The organism is Leclercia sp. LTM14 (genome assembly GCF_023736175.1).
Classification (GTDB): domain Bacteria; phylum Pseudomonadota; class Gammaproteobacteria; order Enterobacterales; family Enterobacteriaceae; genus Enterobacter; species Enterobacter barmai.
Genome location: NZ_JAIKTT010000012.1, coordinates 12934 through 34813, shown reverse-complemented (window position 1 = coordinate 34813; position 21880 = coordinate 12934). Strand labels below are relative to the sequence as shown.

22 protein-coding genes and 1 pseudogene are annotated in these 21880 nt (G+C 57.4%); 13 read left to right on the top strand and 10 right to left on the bottom strand.

What is annotated here, in order from left to right; genetic code table 11:
• The first annotated feature begins 226 nt into the window (after positions 1–226).
• A complete protein-coding gene (locus tag K5I40_RS20125) occupies positions 227–604 on the top strand; it encodes a hypothetical protein (RefSeq protein WP_251929628.1) in 378 nt (125 codons plus the stop codon).
• 189 nt (positions 605–793) lie between these two features.
• Positions 794–1354 (top strand): Ail/Lom family outer membrane beta-barrel protein, encoded by a 561-nt coding sequence (locus K5I40_RS20120; protein WP_138370598.1) that lies wholly within the window; start codon positions 794–796, stop codon positions 1352–1354.
• Between the two features lie 8 nt (positions 1355–1362).
• Here the strand turns inward: K5I40_RS20120 and K5I40_RS20115 are convergent, their stop codons facing one another.
• Positions 1363–2274: a LysR family transcriptional regulator gene (locus tag K5I40_RS20115; protein WP_223074787.1), complete on the bottom strand. Its 912-nt coding sequence runs from the start codon at positions 2272–2274 to the stop codon at positions 1363–1365.
• A 98-nt stretch (positions 2275–2372) separates the two neighbouring features.
• On the opposite strand from K5I40_RS20115, the gene K5I40_RS20110 reads away from it, so the two are divergent.
• Positions 2373–2975, top strand: a complete 603-nt coding sequence (locus tag K5I40_RS20110) for a short chain dehydrogenase (protein ID WP_039030016.1) — start codon at positions 2373–2375, stop codon at positions 2973–2975.
• A gap of 414 nt (positions 2976–3389) precedes the next feature.
• Here the strand turns inward: K5I40_RS20110 and K5I40_RS20105 are convergent, their stop codons facing one another.
• The 6 genes from K5I40_RS20105 to K5I40_RS20080 all read right to left on the bottom strand — a co-directional run bounded on the left by K5I40_RS20105 (position 3390) and on the right by K5I40_RS20080 (position 11091).
• On the bottom strand, positions 3390–4778 hold the full coding sequence (locus K5I40_RS20105; protein ID WP_223074786.1) for an amidohydrolase family protein: 1389 nt from the start codon (positions 4776–4778) through the stop codon (positions 3390–3392).
• A gap of 55 nt (positions 4779–4833) precedes the next feature.
• On the bottom strand, positions 4834–5781 hold the full coding sequence (locus K5I40_RS20100; RefSeq protein ID WP_223074785.1) for a carbamate kinase family protein: 948 nt from the start codon (positions 5779–5781) through the stop codon (positions 4834–4836).
• A gap of 85 nt (positions 5782–5866) precedes the next feature.
• A complete protein-coding gene (locus K5I40_RS20095; protein WP_138370594.1) occupies positions 5867–7411 on the bottom strand; it encodes a xanthine permease in 1545 nt (514 codons plus the stop codon).
• An 11-nt stretch (positions 7412–7422) separates the two neighbouring features.
• Positions 7423–8838 (bottom strand): DUF1116 domain-containing protein, encoded by a 1416-nt coding sequence (locus K5I40_RS20090; protein WP_171029971.1) that lies wholly within the window; start codon positions 8836–8838, stop codon positions 7423–7425.
• Entirely contained in the window at positions 8838–10379 is a 1542-nt protein-coding gene (fdrA, locus tag K5I40_RS20085) for an acyl-CoA synthetase FdrA (protein ID WP_223074784.1), read from the bottom strand. The genes K5I40_RS20090 and fdrA overlap by 1 nt, the downstream gene beginning before the upstream one ends.
• Positions 10380–10485: 106 nt before the next feature.
• A complete protein-coding gene (locus tag K5I40_RS20080) occupies positions 10486–11091 on the bottom strand; it encodes an ankyrin repeat domain-containing protein (RefSeq protein WP_223074783.1) in 606 nt (201 codons plus the stop codon).
• Positions 11092–11410: 319 nt separating this feature from the next.
• Between K5I40_RS20080 and K5I40_RS20075 the strand changes: the two genes are divergently transcribed.
• Entirely contained in the window at positions 11411–12340 is a 930-nt protein-coding gene (locus K5I40_RS20075; RefSeq protein ID WP_138370590.1) for a LysR substrate-binding domain-containing protein, read from the top strand.
• Here the strand turns inward: K5I40_RS20075 and K5I40_RS20070 are convergent.
• A complete protein-coding gene (locus K5I40_RS20070; RefSeq protein ID WP_039030008.1) occupies positions 12337–12495 on the bottom strand; it encodes a YqaE/Pmp3 family membrane protein in 159 nt (52 codons plus the stop codon). The genes K5I40_RS20075 and K5I40_RS20070 overlap by 4 nt on opposite strands.
• A gap of 221 nt (positions 12496–12716) precedes the next feature.
• Here K5I40_RS20070 and K5I40_RS20065 point away from each other — a divergent pair, with 221 nt between their 5' ends.
• On the top strand, positions 12717–12896 hold the full coding sequence (locus K5I40_RS20065; protein ID WP_039030007.1) for a hypothetical protein: 180 nt from the start codon (positions 12717–12719) through the stop codon (positions 12894–12896).
• 45 nt (positions 12897–12941) lie between these two features.
• Here the strand turns inward: K5I40_RS20065 and stpA are convergent, their stop codons facing one another.
• Positions 12942–13346 carry a DNA-binding protein StpA gene (gene stpA / locus K5I40_RS20060; RefSeq protein ID WP_039030006.1) on the bottom strand — a complete coding sequence of 135 codons (405 nt, stop codon included), beginning with the start codon at positions 13344–13346 and terminating at the stop codon, positions 12942–12944.
• A 629-nt stretch (positions 13347–13975) separates the two neighbouring features.
• Here stpA and alaE point away from each other — a divergent pair.
• Positions 13976–14425 carry an L-alanine exporter AlaE gene (alaE, locus tag K5I40_RS20055; RefSeq protein ID WP_039030005.1) on the top strand — a complete coding sequence of 150 codons (450 nt, stop codon included), beginning with the start codon at positions 13976–13978 and terminating at the stop codon, positions 14423–14425.
• Between the two features lie 32 nt (positions 14426–14457).
• Here alaE and K5I40_RS20050 read toward each other — a convergent pair whose 3' ends face one another.
• Positions 14458–14802: a DUF2002 family protein gene (locus K5I40_RS20050; protein WP_039030004.1), complete on the bottom strand. Its 345-nt coding sequence runs from the start codon at positions 14800–14802 to the stop codon at positions 14458–14460.
• Between the two features lie 161 nt (positions 14803–14963).
• Here K5I40_RS20050 and K5I40_RS20045 point away from each other — a divergent pair, with 161 nt between their 5' ends.
• From K5I40_RS20045 to proW, 7 genes and pseudogenes are all read left to right on the top strand, one after another.
• Complete coding sequence (locus K5I40_RS20045; protein ID WP_223074782.1) at positions 14964–15290, top strand: DUF883 family protein; 327 nt, start codon at positions 14964–14966, stop codon at positions 15288–15290.
• Between the two features lie 228 nt (positions 15291–15518).
• Positions 15519–15779, top strand: coding sequence for a glutaredoxin-like protein NrdH (gene nrdH / locus K5I40_RS20040; RefSeq protein ID WP_223074781.1), 261 nt, complete (start codon positions 15519–15521; stop codon positions 15777–15779).
• Positions 15776–16186, top strand: coding sequence for a class Ib ribonucleoside-diphosphate reductase assembly flavoprotein NrdI (gene nrdI / locus K5I40_RS20035; RefSeq protein WP_039030001.1), 411 nt, complete (start codon positions 15776–15778; stop codon positions 16184–16186). Before nrdH ends, nrdI begins: the two co-directional genes overlap by 4 nt.
• Complete coding sequence (gene nrdE, locus K5I40_RS20030) at positions 16159–18303, top strand: class 1b ribonucleoside-diphosphate reductase subunit alpha (protein WP_223074780.1); 2145 nt, start codon at positions 16159–16161, stop codon at positions 18301–18303. The genes nrdI and nrdE overlap by 28 nt, the downstream gene beginning before the upstream one ends.
• A gap of 9 nt (positions 18304–18312) precedes the next feature.
• Complete coding sequence (gene nrdF / locus K5I40_RS20025) at positions 18313–19272, top strand: class 1b ribonucleoside-diphosphate reductase subunit beta (RefSeq protein ID WP_223074779.1); 960 nt, start codon at positions 18313–18315, stop codon at positions 19270–19272.
• Positions 19273–19614: 342 nt separating this feature from the next.
• Positions 19615–20816 (top strand): annotated as a pseudogene (gene proV / locus K5I40_RS20020) (glycine betaine/L-proline ABC transporter ATP-binding protein ProV).
• The gene (proW, locus tag K5I40_RS20015) at positions 20809–21873 is read left to right on the top strand and encodes a glycine betaine/L-proline ABC transporter permease ProW (protein ID WP_223074777.1); all 1065 of its coding nucleotides are present in this window, start codon (positions 20809–20811) and stop codon (positions 21871–21873) included. The pseudogene proV and the gene proW overlap by 8 nt, the downstream one beginning before the upstream one ends.
• Positions 21874–21880: the final 7 nt, after the last annotated feature.

Genomic DNA, 21880 nt, shown 5'->3' with positions numbered 1-21880 from the left:
AAATCATTACCATATTAAAAATCAGTATCTTAGGAATACCTACGGGGATAGTGTTCTGGATTTTTGGGATCCGTTAAGACCATGAAGAGCCAGCTGATGATACGGATTAACAAATGAAACCGCTCATTGCTGGCCTTGTCTTTTTACTGAATGGCTGCGTGGTTGCCGATATGGACTCTACCAATCACACCGCTTTTCCCTACTTCTGAACGTTTCAGAAGCCTGCATGGAAAATAAAGGATACCTTCGCACTAAATTAATGGAAAAACAAATGGAAGAATTAGACCACCTGCATAATCAAATAGCGAAAACATTAGTTGATGCCGGTCCTGCTGACGCGAAGAAAATCATTGCACGCGCAAAATTAGCGCTGGATGGGCAGTCATGTGAGTATGAATATGATTATGTTGATCAACAGGATAATGAAAATTGGTTCGTTCCGGATAAGTTAGTCAGTTACCAACTGAGACTCTTGTTAGTTACGATGCGGAATTATTATATGCAAAATAATATGACCAATGGCAATGCACCATGGGCAGGTTGCGAAATGATCGTTGAAATACCCGCAGAGAAAATCATCATCAACCTTAAATATGATGAATAGTTGTATTGCCCTACCAATATAGGGGAGGCAAATTCCAGGACTATTCCGGCCTTTAAGATTATTCCCTATTTCATCCCCCGCTAAAAAATCCAACAATTTTATCGCTTTATTTGCAGTGGAATATCTCCGGTCTCACGGAAGAATATATCCAATAAAACACACAAAAAATGGCGACAAGGATTACGGAAAGTGAAAAAAATAACTCTGGCGGTACTGGTTGCGGCAAGTCTGGCAAGTGGCGCTGCGCTGGCAGATAATCACACGGTCTCGGTAGGTTATGCGCAGAGTAAAGTGGAAGACTTTAAAAATATCCGCGGCGTGAACGTTCAATATCGCTACGAGTGGGATTCTCCGCTCAGCCTGATGGGTTCATTTACCTATATGAGCGGGGATCAGGACGAGCATTATTATCTGTTCTCTGACTCCGTTAAAAACCACGTCGACGTGAAATATTACTCCCTGCTGGCAGGCCCGGCGTATCGCATTAATGATTTCGTTTCCCTGTACGCGCTGGGCGGTGTGGCTCGCGTGAAAGCCGACGGCCACACCACCTGGGTGAACGGCGGTGACAACTACACCCAGCGCGACGGCATCGATGAGAAATCCACCTCCTTCGCCTACGGCGCGGGCGTGCAGTTTAACCCGACGCCTGAGCTGGCAATCCACGTTGGTTACGAAGGCACCACGGCCGACCTGGGCGATGATTACGGGATCAACGGCTGGAACCTGGGTGTGGGTTACCGTTTTTAACCCTCACCCTAACCCTCTCCCTGGAAGGGAGAGGGGACAGTCTGTGCATGCTTCATGATGTGGGCAGTAAATTGGGTTAACTTCGGCAACGGGCGTAAATCCTGACGCCACAAAAGATGCACGGGTCGGGGCTGTGGTGTGTAATTTTCTAAAACCCGTATCAATCGACCACTCGCCAGCTCGTCCGCCACCAGCACCTCCGGTTGTAACAATAACCCTGCCCCGGCAATCGCCGCCATTCGCAGCCCGTATCCGTCGTTACAGCGCAAAATCGCGTCGCGCTTCCAGCGCACCTCCCCTTCCACGCCCGGCAGTCGCCACTCGTTGCGCGCGGTCCAGACGGTGTGGGACAGACAGAGGTGATCCACCAGATCACTCGGCGTTTGCGGCGTGCCGTGGCGGGCTAAATAGTCCGGCGCAGCGCAGATCACCATCCGGTACGGGCAGAGGTATTTCGCCACCAGATCGTCGTTATGGATGTCGCCAATGCGGATCGCCAGGTCTACCCCCTCCTCCACCAGATCCACCATCCGGTTGGTCAGATCCAGCTCGACGCGCACCTCCGGGAAGCGCTGCAAAAAGGTGGCGGTCAGCGGGGCGATCACGCAGCCGCCGAACGAGGTGGGCGCGGTCACCCGCAGCGTGCCCGCAGGCGCCGTACGTAATCGCTCCACCGCGCTTTCGGCGATGGCGACCTGCTCCAGCGCCCGCTTCGCCTCGTCAAAGTAGACGCGCCCGGCATCGGTCAGGCTCTGGCGGCGGGTGTTGCGCTCCAGCAGACGGGTACCGAGCTGGCTCTCCAGCTGGGCGATGGACTTGCCCACCATCACCGCCGAAACCGACAGCCGCGCAGCGGCACCGGTAAAGCTGCCGCTCTCCACTACCGCGATAAAGGTCTCCATGCCGCGAAACTTATCCATATTACAAACCTCTGGTTAGTGATGTTCTAACTTTAGCCCAGTTTATCCGGCTGCAGGTTTGTTAAACAATGAGGACTCACAACATGAAGGAGTCGGCTATGAAAATCGTCATTATTGGTGCCAGCGGTACGGTGGGTCGCGCAGTCACAGAGGAGTTGAGTCGTCGTCATGAAGTCATTCGCGTGGGTCGCACTAAAGGCGACGAGCAGGTGGATATCACCTCCCAGGCCAGCGTGCAGGCGCTGTTTGAAAAGATCGGCCCGGTGGATGCGATTGTCTCCGCCAGCGGCGGGCTGCATTTTGGCCCACTCTCCACCATGACCGATGGCGAGTTTAACCAGGGGCTACAGGACAAGCTGCTGGGCCAGGTGCGGCTGGCGCTCACCGGCCAGCACTACCTGAACGAAGGCGGGTCGATCACCTTAATCAGCGGCATCGTTGCCCACGAGCCCATTGCCCAGGGGGTGAACGCCACCACGGTGAACGCCGCGCTGGAAGGGTTTGTCCGCGCCGCCGCCTGCGAGCTGCCGCGCGGGATCCGCATCAACCTGATTAGCCCGACGGTACTGACCGAATCCGCTGAAGCCTATGACGGCTTCTTCCCGGGCTTCGAAAGCGTGCCCGCTGCTACCGTGGCGCTCGCCTATCGCCGCAGCGTCGAAGGGGTGCAGAGCGGGCGGGTGTATAAGGTGGGGTATTGAGTCGCTTGTGGTTGCCGGGGGCGCTTCGCTTGCCCGGCCTACAAAGGCTGCCGCGATGACGTAATTGATGGAAATTAATATGTTACAGCCACGCCCTGGTCCGGCTGTAAATCGCTGAGGCGTTTCCTGAAGGCCGGGACGAGGCGCATGGATGCGCCGAAAGGGCGTGACCTGCATGGATGCAGGATCGCGCCCGACCCGAAGCCGGAAGGAATAAGCCGAAGGTATCGCGTAGCGACGATTTTCTTGCCGGGAGCCCGGGTTGCCAGGGCGGCGGCGATTGAGCCGCCATGGCACGTTCACCGGTTCGGTCATTTCAGAGTAGCAAGGAAGGTAAAGTGAACGGAACCACCACAGGTGCCAGTATGTTCCCCCTCACCCTAACCCTCAAGGGAGAGGGGATCGTCCGAGTCCTCAACCCACCGTACCCCACACCAGATTCCCGTTATGGAAAGTTGCGGTGCGCGGGGAGATGCGCGCCACCGCTTCGGCGGAGCAGGAGGCATCCACCAGCACAAAGCTGGCGGCATCCTGCGCTTTCGGCCAAACGCGCTCGCCGTTGTCGTTCAGCGGCAGCACGTCACCGGTGGCGATACCCAGCGCGCGCGACAGCGTCTGCTCGTTCGGGCGGATGTAGAGCTGGGCGTAAAGGTTGGCTTTTTCCAGCATGTCGCCGAGGCCGTACGGCGACCAGTGGTCGATCACGCTGTCGGTGCCGGTCATGACAAATACGCCCTTATCGCGCAGCTGTTTGAGGGGCATATGCAGGGTGCCAATCGGCACCGTGGAGGCGATAGTCACCTGCTGCGCCGCCATGCGGATGGCGATCTCGTCCACCTGCTGCTCGTTCATCGTCGCCAGGGCAAAGGCGTGGCTGATGGTCAGCTTGCCCTTCAGCGCCGGGGTTTTCTCCACGGTCTGCACCATGTAGTTCACCGCCGCCACGCCTGCCGGGCTGGTTTCGTGCAGGTGAATGTCCACCCCTTTGCCGTAATCCAGCGCAATCTGGAACATGGTGTCGAGGGATTTTTCCATCGCCCCGTCGACGCTGGTCGGATCCAGCCCGCCCACGTAGTGCGCCCCGGCCTGCATTGCCTCGCGCATCAGCTTTTCAGAATTAGAGAGCAGTAAACCGTGCTGCGGGAAGGCCACGATCTCGCAGTCGAAACCTGCGCGTCGCCGCGCCAGCACCGCCTGTAAATTTTCCAGATTTTTCAGCCCGGAGACCGGTTCGATATTGCAGTGGCTGCGGGCGATGGTGGAGCCCTTCGACTGGATGAGGTCAATCAGCTTTTCCGCCCGCTCCTGGGTATACGGCTGTAACTCCGGGAGCAGCTTTTGCTCCAGGCGGATCATGTCCTGAATGGTGGTCCCCGCCGGACGATTGAGCGAACGCCACGGGCCGCCGTAGAAGGTTTTATCCAGATGGATGTGCATGTCGCGCATCGCCGGAAGCAGCAGTTTGCCGCCGGCATCGTAGTGCGGTAGGGTGGCGTCGGCGTGGCTTTTGTTATCCAGCAGCGCGGCGATCTTGCCGTCCTTGATCTCCAGCGTTTTCAGCTCGGTACGGGTGCTGACGGCCACGTTGCCGTCGAAGTTAAACCCGGCCTCCAGCAGCACGTTGTCCAGATAGTAGTGTGTCGCGGTGATGTTCATCGGTTTGCCCGTCTCGCAGGTCGGTTTTGCTGTGTCCGCAGCATACGCGACGGAGCCGGTCGCGCCAAACAACGCGCAGGCGGTGGCAGCGGTGGCGATTTTGCCGCTCTGGCTGAGAAACTCCCGGCGGCTTTTATTCTCTGTCATTGTCTCTTCCTTTTACTCAAGTATTCGTACCCGACGGGCTGGAAGCCCGCCGGGGTTAGGCCACGATGTGTGTCCCGGTTTCCCCGCGCAGCGCGGCGGGCAGGCAGTCCGGCGAGGTGATGATCACCCGCTTGCCGCCGTGGCGCAGGAATTCCAGGCTGGCATCAATTTTCGGCAGCATGCTGCCCGCCGGGAAGTGGCCCTCTTCCCTGTAGCGCGTCATCTGCGCCACGTTGACCGTCTCCAGCGCCTGCTGGTTCGGCGTGCCGAAGTTAATGCACACTTTCTCCACCCCGGTGGTGATCACCAGCACGTCGGCGCGGATCTCCCGGGCCAGCAGCGCGGTGGAGAGATCTTTGTCGATCACCGCGTCCACGCTCTGGTAGTCGCCCCCGGCAGTGCGCACCACCGGAATGCCGCCGCCGCCCGCACCGATCACCACAAAGCCTTTTTGCGTCAGGGCCTTGATGGCATCGGCTTCGACGATGCGTACCGGCTGCGGCGAGGCTACCACCCGGCGGTATCCGCGCCCGGAATCCTCGACGAAATGCCAGTCGGGATGGGTCAGTTGCAGCTCATTCCGCTGGGCCTCGCTGAAGAACGCCCCAATGGGTTTGGTGGGATGGGTAAAGCCGGGGTCGTTTTTATCCACCTCCACCTGAGTGACCACCGTCACCGCCTTTTGCTCGCCGCGGGCGGCAAGACGGTTATTGAGCGCCTGCTGGATCAGGTAGCCGATGCCGCCCTGGGTATCGGCCACGCAGTTTGCCAGCGGGGTGAGCGGCAGCCCTTCCCGCTCGTGCGCAATCTCGGCCCGGCGCAGATCCAGCCCCACCTGGGGGCCGTTGCCGTGGGTGAGGACGATGTCATAGTCCGAGGCCAGCATCTCCAGCACCGACTCCGCGACCGCTTTTACCGCCTGGGCCTGATGTTCAATCGACTGGCTGGCGTTATCTTTGATAATGCTGTTGCCGCCGATGGCAACGACCATGAGTTCTTTCATGTGTTTTCCTTTGGGAAAAGTGCGGTCTGGGCCCCTCACCCCGGCCCTCTCCCCATAGGGGAGAGGGAGATGGTAAGGGGACAAATCAGGCTTCAGAGATCGGCGTAGCGGCTCGCGCCTCTTCCCGGCTGTCCAGGACATGCTTCACCACAAACATGCCGCTCATCATCAGGTAGGCCAGCACAAAGGTCAGCGAGCTGCCTTCCGCGAAGCCCACTACCGGGGCGTGGATCACCCCGAACAGCGCCAGCAGCGCGCCGACGGCGGCGGCAACGGCTCCGCGCAGCGGTTTGTTGACGATGGCGAAGATGGCGATACAGCCCCATAGCATGCTGGCGAGCGGTGCGCCGTTACCCAGGTGCATCAGTCCTTCGTAGTAAATCCCTTTGCTGTGCAGGACGTCGGTGCCGATCTTCGCCGCGCTGGTTCCCGCCGCCCCCATCACGCTGTTCATCATGGTCAGCGCCCAGTTGGCGATCCACGGGAACAGACAGATAAAGATGACGGGCACCTCCACCTTGGGCGTTTCCCTCACCACCTGGTTGGCGGTGACCACGCCGATAAAGACCAGAATCGGCACGATGGCGGTCATCGGGATGATGGCGAGCATAAAGGCGCCCAGCCCGAACAGCGGCACGATGAACATGGTGACGCCGGACGCCAGCGTGTAACCGATGCTCGCGCCCATCGCTTTCCAGCCCGCGTGGCCGACGTAGACCGTCACCGGGAACGGGTTGCCCATCAGGCAGCCGAGCATCGAGGAGAGACCGTTAGCCAGCATCACCTTGCGGGTCGGGTACTCGTCCCCCGCCGCGTGGGCGCTCTCGATGTTCTCGAGGTCAAAGATGTAGTTCGCCAGCCCCAGCGGAACGGCAGAGGCCAGGTACGGCAGCGCGTGCGGCAGACCCTGCATAAAGCTGTCGATATGCACTTCCGGCGGGTTAAAGCCGAAGGAGGACATCGAGGCCTTGATCGCTTCCGGGCTTTGCAGGCCGGAGATCCACGCGAGGGCGGTACCGGCGATCAGCAGCAGCAGGCCGGTAGGGATGCGGGCGAAGATCGGCTTTTTGCCAAACCAGTTGATGAAGATCAGCAGCAGCACGATGAAGGAGACCGTCGGCGCTTCGAACGCCTGCAGCATCGGGTTCATCGCCAGCAGCAGCAGGCCCAGACCGGACAGGCACGACAGCAGCACGGTACGCGGGATCATCTTGCGGATGGTTTCCCCTAAAAACGAACCGCCCGCGAGGATCATCGCCTCCACGAAGCACCACACCAGGCCAATCTGGATGGCAAAGTCGGCGTCGCCGGTCTGCTGATAAACCGGCATCAGCACCAGAAAGGTGACGGTGAAAATCGACGGCGCGCTGGGCCCCGACGGCAGCGCGGTGACGTCGCTACGCCCGGTCTGGCGCGCCATCTGCAGGCCAAACCACGCGTAGCAGATGCTCGCCACCAGTACCGCCAGCCCGAAGGCCGGCGCAATACGTCCATAAACAATCTCTTTCGGGATGCCGACGACGAAAATGAGCAGCCCCATCATGGTCAGCAGGTTCGTCAGGTTGTTGGTCATCAACCCGAAGTACGCCGCCCAGTCACCTCTTTTCCACTCCAGTTTCATGCTTTTCATGGATGCTTACCTTATAAGAAGTAGCGATCGCGGAAGGTCAACAGCGCCTTTTCAAAACAGCTAAACGGCGGGTGAACGATGCCCGCCCCAATCATGCCGATGCCCGCATCTTTGTGGGCGATGGCGGTGTTGATCACCGGCAGGATGCCGCTGCCCGCGACTCTTGTGATGTCGATGGCGGTCGGAATACCCATAAACGAGAGCAGCGGAATGGTGACGTTCGGGTTTTCGCCCAAGGTGATTTCGCGCATCTGGCGGGAGAAGTCGATGGCTTCTTCCACCGTGCCGCCCACCAGGGCGACAATCGCCGGGGCCGTCGCCATGGCAAAGCCGCCGATGCCGTAGGTTTCGGTGATGGCGCTGTCGCCGATATCCAGGCCGGAGTCTTCCGGCTTGTAGCCCGCGAACATCGGGCCAATCACCTGCTGCGCCGGGCCGGTGAACCACTGCCCCGGCATGCCGGAGACGCGCAGGCCAAACTCGTAGCCGTTACGCGCCATGGTGGTGACCACGGTGCTGTACTCGATGCCGTGGGCGGCATCCAGCGCGGCTTTACACATTGCCATCCACGTCGGGCCGGAGAAGTAGTCGCTGCTGGCGACAAACTCAAACACCTGGCGCTGCTGCTCCACCGGGTAGCCAGCCTGGATCAGCCCCGGCGTCAGGGCCTGAATCAGCAGCGTGGTGCCCGCGTTGTTGCGGTTGTGGCACTCGTCGCCCATGTGCAGAGCCTGGGCCAGCATCAGGCGCAGGTCGATTTCGCCGATGATTTTCATCGCATCGCGCAGCATCGGGCCGAGCACGTCGCGCATCCAGTTCAGACGGTCGATGACGCTCTGGTCGTTGGCCCCCATGCGCAGAATCTTCGCCATCTGCTCGCTGAGGTTGGTGAAGGCGCGGTTGCCGTAGGTTTTGTTCTCGACGATATGCATAAACATCGACGCCGAAGTGACCCCCGCCATCGAGCCCACGCAGTCATGCTCGTGGCACGGCGAGAAGGTGATTTCCCCGGAGGCCGCCAGCCGCGCCGCGTCTTCCAGATCGGTTGCCAGCCCTTCAAACACCAGCGCCCCGGTCACCGCCCCTTTCATCGCCCCGCACATGTTCTCCCAGGCCACCGGCGGACCGGCGTGCAGGATGGTGGTGCGGGTCATGCCCGGCACAACGTTGATCGCCTGATCGAAGCCCACCAGCACCGGATGGGACTGAATAATGCGCTCCAGGGCGAGTTTGTTGGCGGCGGCAATTTTTTCCGCCAGCGGTTTATCCGCCAGCTGATCCAGCGCCTCCACCACCTGCATATTGCCCTGCCCCGGCGGGGTCCAGTCGAGATGGGTAACCGGAACGTGCTGCTTCTTCAGATCGTCGCTGAACATCGCGATACCCACGTTAATGACGTTCAGCGGCTGGTTAAATAAGGTGGTCATCAGGCTTTCTCTCCTTTGAAGACAAATTCACGTGCCAGTAATCCGGTGTTGGTGCTGCTGCTGGCCCAGATCACACCCGCGTCGGTCAGGAGCTGGCACTGCTGGCTCAGGGACGGGGTATCCTGGTCGGTGCCGAGCACGTAGCCGAGGATCTCCAGCGGGCGGTTATCGGCTTTGGCGATCGCCTGCGCCTCCTTGATCGCTTCGATCATTACGCCTACCGGATCCTCGTGGGATCCGAAGCCGAGGACGAAATCCATCACGATCACGCCCACTTCTGGATCGCGCGCCTCCTGCAGCAGGCGGCTGATGCGGTTGGTCGGGTCGATCATCGGGTGCGGCTTGCCGTTGGTGAAGTCGTCATCGCCAAAATCGAGGAAGGTGTGGGCCTGGCTGACGTTGATATCCGCAAGGCGCCTGGCCGGATCCGGCTGGATGTTGCTGTAGACGTCATCATATTTTTCCAGCGCGGCGAACATCGCTTCGTCGCACAGGGTGCCGCCGCAGAACAGGCCGCGAATGTACTTCTGCTGCGGGGTCAGGCGGGCGCGCACCTCTTCGATCAGCGGCCAGTTGAGTGGATGCAGATCCAGCGACTCTTTTTTGATCCCGGTGAGCAGAACCGCTTTCAGCGCCGCCTCTTTGGTGCCGCGGGCAAACTGCAGCCCCTCTTCATCGGCCGGGGGTTGATTGCGGCCGAGGAAACAAACAATGACCGGTTTGCGGCAGGCGCGGGCGCGGGCCAGCACTTTCTCGGCCACCGCAGGCGCAGGGGGTTTTGAGATGAGCGCGATGACCTGGGTGGCGTCGTCCGCCTCCAGCATCGCGATGGCGTCGAGCATCATCAGGCCGCCGATTTTTTCACTGAGATCGCGACCGCCGGTGCCGATCAGCTGGGAGATGCCGCCGCCGAACTCGTGGATGCGTGCGCTCAGCTCCTGGCTACCGGTGCCGGAGGCACCCACAATCCCAATCGGGCCGCAGCGCACCGCGTTGGCGAAGCACAGCCCGGCACCGTTAATAATGGCGGTGCCGCAGTCCGGCCCCATCATCAGCAGCCCTTTCTCGTGAGCCAGTTGTTTCAGCGCCAGTTCGTCGTCGAGGGAGACGTTATCCGAGAACAGCATCACGTTGAGATCGTTCTCCAGCGCCTGACGCGCCTCGCGGGCGGCGAAGGTGCCGTTGACCGAGATCACCGCCAGATTACTCTCCGGGCGATGGGTTTTAGCGCTGGCGAGGGTGGCGTAGCGCGATTCGTGTGAGCCCGCGCTCTCTTTGCGGGTGAACAGCGCCTCGATGGCGGCCAGGGTTTCGTCGTTGGCGGCCTCGCCTTTAATGACGATCATCAGGTCGCCGTTTTTAGCGTCCTCTAATTCCGGCGTCAGCAGGCCGAGATTTTTTAAGACGCCTTTATTCATTTCGGTGGCCATCGCCACGAAAGCCTGCTCGACGCCCGGCAGTTTATTGGCTTTGGTGGAAACCGACATCAGCGAAACAGAATCAAAATACGTGTTCTTTTTTATGACGATTTTAGTGGGCATTACGTCCTCCTGAATGCGGGCAAAAGGGGGCCATATCACGCCCGAAGGCATGATGGGGAAAGGCTATTTTTATTTCAGGCCAGCGCGAAACGGCTGGCCACAGGGTTTACGCGCCGGCGGCGATCAGCAGGTCGGCAATGTCGCTGAAGCCTTTTTCCCGCGCCAGTTCGAGGGGGGATTTGCCGTATTTATCGGTCATGTGCGGGTTGGCGCCGTGGTCGAGCAGCAGCTTAATAATCGCCTGCTGGCGAGGGCCGCCGTCGTTTAGCACTATGGCCTCCAGCAGCGGCGTCCAGCCAACAAAGTTGGTGTGGTTGACGTTGATGTCGGTGTGGGCCAGCAGCTCCTGCACCACCTCCAGATGGCCTTTCTCGCTGGCCGGGGTGATCCCTACGCCGCCAAAACGGGTCAGCCTGTCGAGGTCCGGTTTGGCCGGCAGCACCAGGCGCAGCAGGGTGAGATCGTTGGTGAGGCAGCTAATCAGGAACGGGTTGAAACAGGTTTCATCCTGCTGGTCGATATTGGCGCCTGCGGCAATCAGCAGCTCCACGCAGGAATAGTGTTTATTCAGGCTGGCGATAATAACGGCGGATCTTTTCTGCCGGTTGGTGGCGTTAATATCCACCCCTTTCTCCAGACAGGCTTTTAATGCGTCGGCATTACCCTGTTCGGCAGCTAACAGAAATTCGGTAACGAGTTCATTGTTGGACATTTCCACACTCCTGGTTTTCCTTTCTGATGGACTGAGCATAGCAACGGCCTGGTGAGAAAAGAATCCGCTTAAAAATGATTCATCGACAGGCAATTCATTGTTGAGATAAATTTAACAGTCCGGTCAAAATGTGCGTCTGTGCAATCTTTTCCTTATGTTTTGCCGCTATTTAGCCTCGCAGGCTGCATTCTGCTTATGTTTACGCAGACCTTGTCCGACGCGGCTCTCAGCTATTTGGCAGAACTGTGATCGGCTTCAAATGCGTTGTAACCACTTTGTTAAAATATGTTCAAAACTGATGGGTGCCGGGAGCGATAATATGAATTCCATCTTTACCGAAGAGAACCTGCTGGCGTTCACCACTGCGGCACGCTTCGGCAGCTTCAGCAAGGCCGCCACCGAGCTGGGGGTGACTACTTCAGCCATCAGCTACACCATCAAGCGCATGGAGACCGGCCTCGACGTGGTGCTGTTTGTGCGCAACACCCGCAGCATCGAGCTCACCGAGTCGGGCTTCTACTTCTACCGTAAAGCGATCGATCTGCTGAACGATTTCCATGCCATTAAACGTGGGATAGATACCATCTCTCAGGGGATCGAAACGCGGGTGCGGATCTGCATCAACCAGCTGCTCTACACCCCGCGCCACACCGCCCGCCTGCTGCAGGTGCTGAAGAAACAGTTTCCCACCTGCCAGATTACGGTGACCACCGAGGTGTATAACGGGGTCTGGGATTCGATCATCAATAACCAGGCGAATATCGCCATTGGCGCGCCGGATACCCTGCTGGATGGCGGCGGGATCGATTACACCGAGATTGGCGCTATTCGCTGGGTGTTCGCCATCGCCCCGGACCATCCCCTGGCGCTGGCCCCGGAGCCGCTGGCCGAGAGCCAGCTGCGTCTGTATCCCAACATCATGGTCGAAGACACGGCGCACACCATTAATAAGAAAGTGGGCTGGCTGCTGCACGGCCAGGAGGCGATCCTGGTCCCGGATTTTAATACCAAGTGCCAGTGCCAGATCCTTGGGGAAGGGATCGGTTTTTTACCGGAGCATATGGCCAGAGAGGCCGTAGAGGCGGGGTTGCTGGTGACGCGGCGCATCAATAACCCGCGCCAGGACTCGCGCATGCTGCTCGCCACGCAGCATGCGGCAACCGGCCTGGTCACCCGCTGGATCAAACAGCAGTTTGCGCCCCAGGGGGTGCTGACCGGGATCTACAGCGATTTGCTGTGGCGGGATTAGCCGCGGCTCTGCACCCAGAACGCGTGGATAAGACCGGGGATGTAGCCCAGCAGCGTCAGGATGACGTTGAGGATAAACGCCCAGCCAAACCCTTTGCCCAGCAGGACGCCAAGCGGGGGAAGCAGGATAGTAATTACGATACGCCAGAAACCCATAAATTCTCCATACAAGCAGTCAGGTCATTGTAAAAAAAGAGATTTTCTCTTTAAGCGTAGCGAGTCTACGCACGGCTGCCAGCGCTGGCGCGAAGTTTTACCCTCTTTTACCCTCTTTACACAGGTTTAGGCAGACGATTAAGGGGTATTCCCCCTGCAACCCTGTACCGCGGCCTGCGCCTGGGCTAAGCTCGGAGCTCATCCATCATAAGGAGGTAACTATGTTTTCTGTTGGCGATCTCGTTCAGCCGCGTATGGGCGGACCAAAACTTAAAGTGATCGAAGTGCATGAAGATCAGATTGTGGCGGTGCAGGCAAGCAACGAAGACGGGGATAAATACACCCTGAAGGCAGCGGATGTGACGCTGTATAAAGAAGATGGCGATTTTGGCGTCTGCTGAGAGCAGCCGCTACCGGGCGGAATAACGCCGCCCGGTCTGCACGGATTAAATCAGGAAATCATCCAGCGATTTTCCCTCTGCCAGTGCAGTGGCGATTGGCTTCGGCGTACGACCCTGGCCGGTCCAGGTTTTTTCGCTGCCGTCGGCATCGGTATAGCGATATTTTGCGGCACGCGGTTTACGTTTTTTAGGCTGCGCGCTGGTGTTCAGCAGCTCAGAGCCCAACAGGTCTTCAGCAGAAATACCGTCGGCTTTCATCATTTCCAGCAGGGCGCTAATTTTCTGCTGCTGTTCGGCACGCTCCTGCTCCAGTTCAGACTGTTCATTACGTTTTTCTTCTGTGACAATGCGCAGCTTTTCCAGCATATCTTCCAGTACGTCCAGTGAGAATTCACGCGCCATCGCACGGAGTGTACGAATATTATTAAGATTCTGTAATGTCGAAGTCATATAATATGAAAACCTTTTCAAAGTCGTTTAAATAATCAATTCCCGGCCATGGTAATTCATTTGTTTATGAACATCCAGACGAAACCGCACGAAAATATAATACAGGTCAAAGGTGGGGGAATTAACAATATATAATGACGATTATTTTCACTTTGTATGATTTATTCAGAATAAGCGTTTAAGCATTATTTATTTTTACTGTGATATAACCGCCGCCTGAGGCAGTTCCCCTCTCACCCCACAATGAATACCCATTCATATAAACTGCATAGAACACAGCAATCAAATCCAGAGCATTACGCTGGATAACATCCATTTGGCAACATAACCCGCAACAAAATCGCCGCATTCTGCTCACCGGAAGGCAGGTCATGCGGTGCGCGATAAAAATAAAACTTAACTAATTGTTTATTAACATAAAAAATGACAAACAAAAAGAAAATAACGCAATGCTGGTAAAACCGGTTCGTTTAGAGAATTTTACGGACAAAACGCCAGTAAATAAAAATTTATCGCTAATTGAGAGTTTTAATGTAGAGAGATACGCTATACACGAAAAATAAAGCAAACTAAAGCACTATTCAGAAGCGCTTTAGCCTCTTCATCGTATCATTTTCAGGAGTCAGAACATGTTCTCACGGCAGTCTCGCCTGCGCCACGCTGTAGCGGACACATTTGCAATGGTAGTCTACTGTTCGGTGGTGAACATGCTGATTGAAATATTCCTCTCCGGAATGACCTTCGAGCAATCACTTTCCTCGCGCCTGGTGGCCGTCCCGGTGAACATTCTTATTGCATGGCCGTACGGTTTCTATCGCGATGCGGTGATGCGTTTTGCCCGCCGCTACTCATCCACCGGCTGGATGAAAAATCTGGCCGACGTGGTGGCGTACGTCACTTTTCAGTCACCGGTATATGTCGCGATTTTATTAACGGTGGGGGCAGACTGGCACCAGATCGCCGCTGCGGTAAGCTCAAATATTGTGGTGTCGATGATGATGGGCGCGGTGTACGGCTATTTCCTCGATTACTGCCGACGTCTGTTTAAAGTGAGCCAGTACCATCAGGTCAAGGCGTAAGGCACGGCGACTGGCGAAAGCCAGTCGCGTCGTTATTGCGAGTCGCCAAACAGGCCTTTAAGAAAGCGTTCCAGCGCCATGCGGGAACTGAATCCATGCGGAATACCATAATGTTCCTGATTATTGCCCCCTAAATAGAGCGGGAACTGCTGGTAATGGTCGCTGGTTTTCATCTCTGAAGCAGGCTCCGCGAAGGAAAGACTTCTCTCTTTCAACGTCGGATGAATGATCAGCGCAGTGCGCCCCATGCGGGCTTCACGGTTCACATAAACATAATTATCGCCGCGGCGATAACCGTATGCTTTTTGTGTTACCACATCCACGGTAAATCCCGCTTTTTCCAGTTCGCGCGCAACCTCATCGGGTCGTAAATACATATTCTTTCCTCGTTATCATTTCCTGCCGGGCAACCTTACCGTATTCAGCATTAGCAGTGCTTTCAGAAAAATCCATAAACGGCCTGATAAGCCGTGACCGGCTTCAGATATTAAAAAGGTGGTCTAAACTGTTAATTACCGCAAATTCAAGGGAGAACTTTATGTTTAGCCGATCAAACCGAAATGACGTTGATGACAATGTTCAGGATATCCAAGACGATGTGAGGAAATTAGCGGATTCGCTGGAAAGCGTTTTGAAATCCTGGGGATCGGATGCGAAGGGCGAAGCGGACGACGCCAGACGTAAGGCCAAATCGCTGCTGCGAGAAACCCGTGCGCGCCTCCAGGGCCGCTCTACCGGCAAGCAGGCCGCCTGCGATGCCATCGGCTGCGCTAACACCTTTATCCGTGAACGCCCGATGTGTGCAGTAGGTACCGTTGCGGCGATCAGCATCTTCATCGGCGCGCTGCTCGCTCTGCGTAAGTAACGCCCGTCTCTGACCTGTCCCCTGTGACCCCAATGCCCTGCGGTGTTGGGGTTTTTCTTTTTTTAAGCACATAGCAATCCCTCCCCCGTTGAGCTCATCACCGGCAGCAAACCTATCTGATTTTCCCATATCTTGTGTGGTTGAAACTTTAGATAACTACATCTAGTATTCCTTTTAGCAAGGCAGACTCCTGGTGACGCGTTGAATCGCGTCGGACACCTATTCTAGATGGAAATACGAATCATGCGCATTATTATTTACACTCGTAACGACTGTGTGCAGTGCCATGCCACCAAACGCGCCATGGAGAGCCGCGGTGTGAGCTTCGAAATGGTGAATGTGGATCTGGAGCCGGACGCGGCAGAGACGCTGCGTAACCTGGGGTTCCGCCAGCTTCCCGTGGTGATCGCCGGGGACACCAGCTGGTCGGGGTTTCGTCCGGACCTGATTAATCGTCTGCAACAGCCTGCGCAGGCCGTCCGGGCATGAGCCTGCTCGTCTACTTCTCCAGCAGCTCGGAAAACACGCACCGCTTTATCGGGCGCCTCGGGCTGCCCGCCGTGCGTATTCCGCTGAACGAGCGGGAGCGGATCCAGGTGGACGAGCCTTTTATTCTGGTGGTGCCGAGCTATGGCGGCGGCGGAACGGCCGGGGCGGTACCGCGCCAGGCGATCCGCTTTCTCAACGACCCGCATAACCGGGCGCTTATCCGCGGGGTGATCGCCGCCGGCAACCGTAATTTCGGCGATGCCTTCTGCCGCGCCGGGGATGTCATTTCACAAAAGTGCGGCGTGCCGTACCTCTATCGCTTTGAGCTGATGGGGACGGAGCAGGACGTCGACAACGTGCGTAAAGGAGTGAACGAATTTTGGCAACGACAACCGCAGAACGCGTGATGCAGGGCTCGCAGGATTTCCATGCCCTGAACGCCATGCTGAACCTGTATGATGCTGACGGGAAGATCCAGTTCAGCAAAGACGGTGAGGCGGTGGACGCCTTTTTTAACGCCCACGTACGCCCCAACAGCGTGACCTTCGCCAGTCCGCAGGCGCGTCTCGACTACCTGGTCAGCGAGGGCTACTACGACCCTCGCGTGCTGGCGCGCTTCGACAGCAGCTTTGTGCTGGGTCTTTTTGACCACGCCCACGCCACCGGTTTTCGTTTCCAGACCTTCCTCGGCGCGTGGAAGTTTTACACCAGCTATACGCTGAAAACCTTCGACGGGAAGCGCTATCTCGAGAGCTTCGAGGATCGGGTGGTGATGGTCGCCCTGACTCTGGCACAGGGGGATGAAACCCTGGCCCGCCAGCTGACGGACGAGATCCTCGCCGGGCGTTTTCAGCCCGCCACGCCCACCTTCCTCAACTGCGGCAAGGCGCAGCGCGGGGAGCTGGTCTCCTGCTTCCTGCTGCGCATTGAAGACAACATGGAGTCGATTGGCCGGGCGGTGAACTCCGCCCTGCAACTCTCCAAGCGCGGCGGCGGGGTGGCCTTTTTACTCTCGAACCTGCGGGAAGCGGGCGCGCCCATCAAGCGCATCGAGAACCAGTCCTCCGGGGTGATCCCGGTGATGAAGATGCTGGAAGATGCTTTCTCCTACGCCAACCAGCTCGGGGCGCGTCAGGGGGCGGGAGCGGTTTATCTCCATGCCCATCACCCGGATATCCTGCGCTTCCTCGATACCAAACGCGAAAACGCCGACGAAAAAATCCGCATCAAAACCCTTTCTCTGGGGGTAGTGATCCCGGATATCACCTTCCGGCTGGCAAAAGAGAATGCCGAGATGGCGCTGTTCTCGCCTTATGACGTGGAGCGCATCTACGGCAAGCCGTTTGGCGATGTGGCGGTGAGCGAGCTGTACGACGAGATGGTGGCGGATCCGCGGATCCGTAAGAAGTACCTGAATGCCCGCGACTTCTTCCAGCGGCTGGCCGAGATCCAGTTTGAGTCCGGCTATCCCTACATCATGTATGAGGACACGGTGAATCGCGCCAACCCCATTGCCGGGCGCATCAACATGAGCAACCTGTGCTCGGAGATTTTGCAGGTCAACAGCCCCTCGACCTATGACGAGAACCTGGACTACGCCCGCACCGGGCATGATATCTCCTGCAATCTGGGCTCGCTGAATATCGCCCACACCATGGACTCGCCGGACTTTGGCCGCACCGTCGAAACCGCGGTACGCGGCCTGTCGGCGGTATCGGACATGAGCCACATTCGCAGCGTGCCGTCGGTGGAGGCCGGGAATGCCGCCTCGCACGCCATCGGCCTCGGGCAGATGAACCTGCACGGCTATCTGGCCCGGGAGGGCATTGCCTACGGCAGCCCGGAGGGGCTGGACTTTACCAACCTCTACTTCTACACCATCACCTGGCACGCCCTGAATACCTCGATGATGCTGGCGCGGGAAAAGGGGCAGCGGTTTGCGGGCTTTGAGCAGTCCCGCTATGCCAGCGGAGAGTACTTTACCCAGTACCTTCGCGACGACTGGCAGCCGAAAACGGAAAAAGTGCGCGCGCTGTTTGCCCGCGCCGGGGTCAGCCTGCCGACGCGGGCGATGTGGCAGCAACTGCGCGACGACGTGATGCGCTACGGCATCTATAACCAGAATCTGCAGGCGGTGCCGCCGACCGGGTCGATCTCCTACATCAATCATGCCACCTCGAGCATTCATCCCATTGTGTCGAAAATTGAGATCCGCAAAGAGGGCAAAACCGGGCGCGTCTACTACCCTGCCCCGTTCATGACCAACGAGAACCTGGCCCTGTATCAGGACGCCTATGATATTGGCCCGGAGAAGATTATTGATACCTACGCCGAGGCGACAAAACATGTCGATCAGGGGCTGTCGCTGACGCTCTTCTTCCCGGATACCGCCACCACCCGCGACATCAACAAAGCGCAGATCTACGCCTGGAAGAAAGGGATCAAGACTTTGTATTACATTCGCCTGCGCCAGCTTGCGCTGGAAGGCACCGAAACAGAAGGCTGCGTGTCCTGCGCGCTGTAAGGAGAGAGCATGAAACTGTCACGGGTGCACGCCGTTAACTGGAACAAAATTGAAGATGATAAAGATCTGGAGGTGTGGAACCGCCTGACCAGCAACTTCTGGCTGCCGGAGAAGGTGCCGCTGTCGAACGACGTTCCGGCGTGGGAGACGCTAAGTCACGCCGAGCAGCAGCTCACCATCCGCGTTTTTACCGGCCTGACGCTGCTCGACACGGTGCAGAATACGGTGGGCGCGCCTGCGCTTATCGCCGACGCGCTGACGCCCCACGAAGAGGCGGTCATGTCGAACATCAGCTTTATGGAGGCGGTGCATGCCCGCTCCTACAGCTCTATTTTCTCGACCCTCTGTCAGACCAAAGACGTGGACGCCGCGTACCGCTGGAGCGAAGAGAGCGACTCTCTGCAACGTAAAGCCCAGCGGGTGCTGGAACATTATCGCGCCGATGAGCCGCTGAAGAAGAAAATTGCCAGCGTGTTTCTGGAGTCGTTCCTCTTCTATTCCGGCTTCTGGCTGCCGATGTACTGGTCCAGCCGGGGCAAGCTGACCAACACCGCGGATCTGATTCGGCTGATCATCCGGGATGAAGCGGTGCATGGCTACTACATTGGCTATAAGTATCAGAAAGGGCTGGAGAAAGTCAGCGAGGCCGAGCGCGAGCGGTTAAAGGGTTTTGCGCTGGATCTGCTGATGGCTCTGTATGATAACGAGCTGAGCTATACCGACGAGTTGTATGCCGGAACCGGCTGGGAGGAGGATGTGAAGGCGTTCCTCTGCTACAACGCCAACAAGGCGCTGATGAACCTGGGTTACGAGGCGCTGTTCCCGCCGGAAATGGCCCAGGTGAACCCGGCGATCCTTGCCGCGCTCTCGCCGAATGCCGACGAAAACCACGACTTTTTCTCGGGGTCGGGCTCGTCGTATGTGATGGGCAAAGCGGTAGAAACTGAAGACGAAGACTGGGATTTTTAAGCGAAATATAACGATCGTTAATTTACGATATATTACGTTATTGCCTGACAAATATTTCTCTGTGTTCTACGCTGTAATTCTGCGGTCATATTCGCCTGAATCCTTGTGATCCAGGCGAAATTCCCCGGCCGCGTCATAAAAATCTCAAAAAAATTCATTTCCCGCTCAGCCCTTATCTCATGGGAAATTCAGCGATATTATCCGCATGCAAACCGCGGCAAAATTCGTGCCACACGCGGCGCAAGGGTTGTCTCAGATTCTGAGTATGTTAGGGTATGGCCTGCTTATTATTTCACTGGTAATTCTATCGACTTAAATAAATAACGGGACATTCTCTATTGCATGGCAATTAAATTAGAAGTGAAAAATCTCTATAAAGTATTTGGCGAGCACCCGCAGAGGGCTTTCAAATATATTGAAAAAGGTCTGTCAAAAGAACAAATTCTGGAAAAAACCGGGCTGTCGCTTGGCGTTAAAGACGCCAGTCTGGCCATTGAAGAAGGCGAGATTTTCGTCATCATGGGGTTATCCGGTTCGGGTAAATCCACTATGGTTCGCCTTCTCAATCGCCTGATTGAACCCACCCGCGGACAGGTGCTGATTGACGGCGTGGATATCGCCAGAATATCGGACGCCGAGCTTCGCGAGGTGCGCAGAAAAAAGATCGCGATGGTGTTTCAGTCATTCGCTCTGATGCCGCATATGACGGTGCTAAATAACACCGCCTTCGGTATGGAATTAGCGGGTATTCCCGCCAGCGAGCGCCAGGAAAAAGCCCTGGATGCGCTGCGTCAGGTAGGGCTGGAAAATTACGCTCATGCTTATCCGGATGAACTCTCCGGCGGCATGCGTCAGCGTGTGGGATTAGCCCGCGCATTAGCGATCAATCCCGATATATTATTAATGGATGAAGCCTTCTCGGCGCTCGATCCATTAATTCGTACCGAGATGCAGGATGAGCTGGTAAAACTGCAGTCCCGGCATCAGCGTACCATTGTCTTTATTTCCCATGACCTCGATGAAGCCATGCGAATTGGCGATCGTATTGCCATTATGCAAAACGGCGAAGTGGTTCAGGTGGGCACCCCGGATGAAATTCTCAATAATCCGGCGAATGATTATGTGCGCACCTTCTTCCGCGGCGTGGATATTAGCCAGGTGTTCAGCGCCAAAGATATTGCCCGCAGAACGCCAAACGGCATTATCCGTAAAACGCCAGGTTTCGGCCCACGCTCGGCGCTGAAGCTGCTGCAGGACGAAGACCGTGAATACGGCTATCTGGTTGAACGCGGCAATAAATTTGTCGGCGTTGTCTCCATCGACTCCCTGAAACCGCCCTCGGCGAAAATCTGGGAATCGATGCGGCGTTAATCGACGCACCGCTTGCCGTGGACGCCGAAACGCCGCTCAGCGAGTTGCTCTCACACGTAGGCCAGGCACCGTGCGCGGTACCGGTGGTCGGAGAGGAACAACAGTACGTCGGCATCATCTCAAAACGCATGTTGCTGCAGGCTTTAGATCGCGAGGGGGCAAACAATGGCTGATCAATCTAACCCGTGGGGTACCACAGAAGCGGCGGACAGCGCGGCGCAATCCGCGGACGCGTGGGGTTCTTCCACGCCCGCACCCACTGACGGCGGCGGGGCCGACTGGCTGACCAGCGCCCCTGCCCCCGCGCCGGAACATTTCAATATTATGGATCCGTTCCATAAAACCCTGATCCCGCTCGATAGCTGGGTGACGCAGGGGATCGACTGGGTGGTGACCCATTTCCGTCCGGTGTTCCAGGGCATTCGCGTCCCGGTGGATTACATCCTCAACGGCTTCCAGCAGCTGATGCTGGGGATGCCTGCTCCGGTGGCTATCGTCCTCTTCTCGCTGATTGCCTGGCAGTTTGGCAGCGCGGGGATGGGCGTGGCGACATTAATCTCGTTGATCCTGATCGGCGCGATCGGGGCGTGGTCCCAGGCGATGATCACCCTGGCGCTGGTGCTGACCGCCCTGCTCTTCTGCGTGGTGATCGGCCTGCCGATGGGGATCTGGCTGGCGCGCAGTCCGCGGGCGGCGAAAATCATCCGCCCGCTGCTGGATGCGATGCAGACCACCCCGGCGTTTGTCTACCTGGTGCCTATCGTGATGCTGTTCGGTATCGGTAACGTGCCGGGCGTGGTGGTGACCATCATCTTCGCCCTGCCGCCGATTGTGCGTCTGACTATTCTCGGCATCAACCAGGTGCCGGCGGACCTTATCGAGGCTTCACGCTCGTTTGGCGCCAGCCCGCGCCAGATGCTGTTTAAAGTTCAGCTGCCGCTGGCGATGCCCACCATTATGGCGGGTGTGAACCAGACCCTGATGCTGGCCCTGTCGATGGTGGTGATCGCCTCGATGATCGCCGTGGGCGGTCTCGGTCAGATGGTGCTGCGCGGCATTGGCCGTCTCGATATGGGGCTGGCAACCGTCGGCGGCGTCGGGATCGTGATCCTCGCCATTATCCTTGACCGCCTGACTCAGGCTGTCGGTCGTGATTCACGCAGTCGCGGCAACCGTCGCTGGTACACCACCGGCCCAGTCGGGTTAATCACCCGCCCATTCATAAAATAAGGAACAA

Bases quoted from the DNA above. Each gene is read 5' to 3' on its own strand.
- alaE (WP_039030005.1), top strand. From the start codon at position 13,976: ATGTTCTCACGGCAGTCTCGCCTGCGCCACGCTGTAGCGGACACATTT.
- stpA (WP_039030006.1), bottom strand. From the start codon at position 13,346: ATGACTTCGACATTACAGAATCTTAATAATATTCGTACACTCCGTGCG.
- K5I40_RS20095 (WP_138370594.1), bottom strand. From the start codon at position 7,411: ATGAAAAGCATGAAACTGGAGTGGAAAAGAGGTGACTGGGCGGCGTAC.
- proW (WP_223074777.1), top strand. From the start codon at position 20,809: ATGGCTGATCAATCTAACCCGTGGGGTACCACAGAAGCGGCGGACAGC.
- K5I40_RS20115 (WP_223074787.1), bottom strand. From the start codon at position 2,274: ATGGATAAGTTTCGCGGCATGGAGACCTTTATCGCGGTAGTGGAGAGC.
- nrdH (WP_223074781.1), top strand. From the start codon at position 15,519: ATGGAAATACGAATCATGCGCATTATTATTTACACTCGTAACGACTGT.
- K5I40_RS20075 (WP_138370590.1), top strand. From the start codon at position 11,411: ATGAATTCCATCTTTACCGAAGAGAACCTGCTGGCGTTCACCACTGCG.
- K5I40_RS20070 (WP_039030008.1), bottom strand. From the start codon at position 12,495: ATGGGTTTCTGGCGTATCGTAATTACTATCCTGCTTCCCCCGCTTGGC.
- nrdF (WP_223074779.1), top strand. From the start codon at position 18,313: ATGAAACTGTCACGGGTGCACGCCGTTAACTGGAACAAAATTGAAGAT.
- K5I40_RS20105 (WP_223074786.1), bottom strand. From the start codon at position 4,778: ATGACAGAGAATAAAAGCCGCCGGGAGTTTCTCAGCCAGAGCGGCAAA.
- K5I40_RS20065 (WP_039030007.1), top strand. From the start codon at position 12,717: ATGTTTTCTGTTGGCGATCTCGTTCAGCCGCGTATGGGCGGACCAAAA.
- fdrA (WP_223074784.1), bottom strand. From the start codon at position 10,379: ATGCCCACTAAAATCGTCATAAAAAAGAACACGTATTTTGATTCTGTT.
- K5I40_RS20080 (WP_223074783.1), bottom strand. From the start codon at position 11,091: ATGTCCAACAATGAACTCGTTACCGAATTTCTGTTAGCTGCCGAACAG.
- K5I40_RS20090 (WP_171029971.1), bottom strand. From the start codon at position 8,838: ATGACCACCTTATTTAACCAGCCGCTGAACGTCATTAACGTGGGTATC.
- K5I40_RS20045 (WP_223074782.1), top strand. From the start codon at position 14,964: ATGTTTAGCCGATCAAACCGAAATGACGTTGATGACAATGTTCAGGAT.
- K5I40_RS20125 (WP_251929628.1), top strand. From the start codon at position 227: ATGGAAAATAAAGGATACCTTCGCACTAAATTAATGGAAAAACAAATG.
- nrdI (WP_039030001.1), top strand. From the start codon at position 15,776: ATGAGCCTGCTCGTCTACTTCTCCAGCAGCTCGGAAAACACGCACCGC.
- K5I40_RS20110 (WP_039030016.1), top strand. From the start codon at position 2,373: ATGAAAATCGTCATTATTGGTGCCAGCGGTACGGTGGGTCGCGCAGTC.
- K5I40_RS20050 (WP_039030004.1), bottom strand. From the start codon at position 14,802: ATGTATTTACGACCCGATGAGGTTGCGCGCGAACTGGAAAAAGCGGGA.
- K5I40_RS20100 (WP_223074785.1), bottom strand. From the start codon at position 5,781: ATGAAAGAACTCATGGTCGTTGCCATCGGCGGCAACAGCATTATCAAA.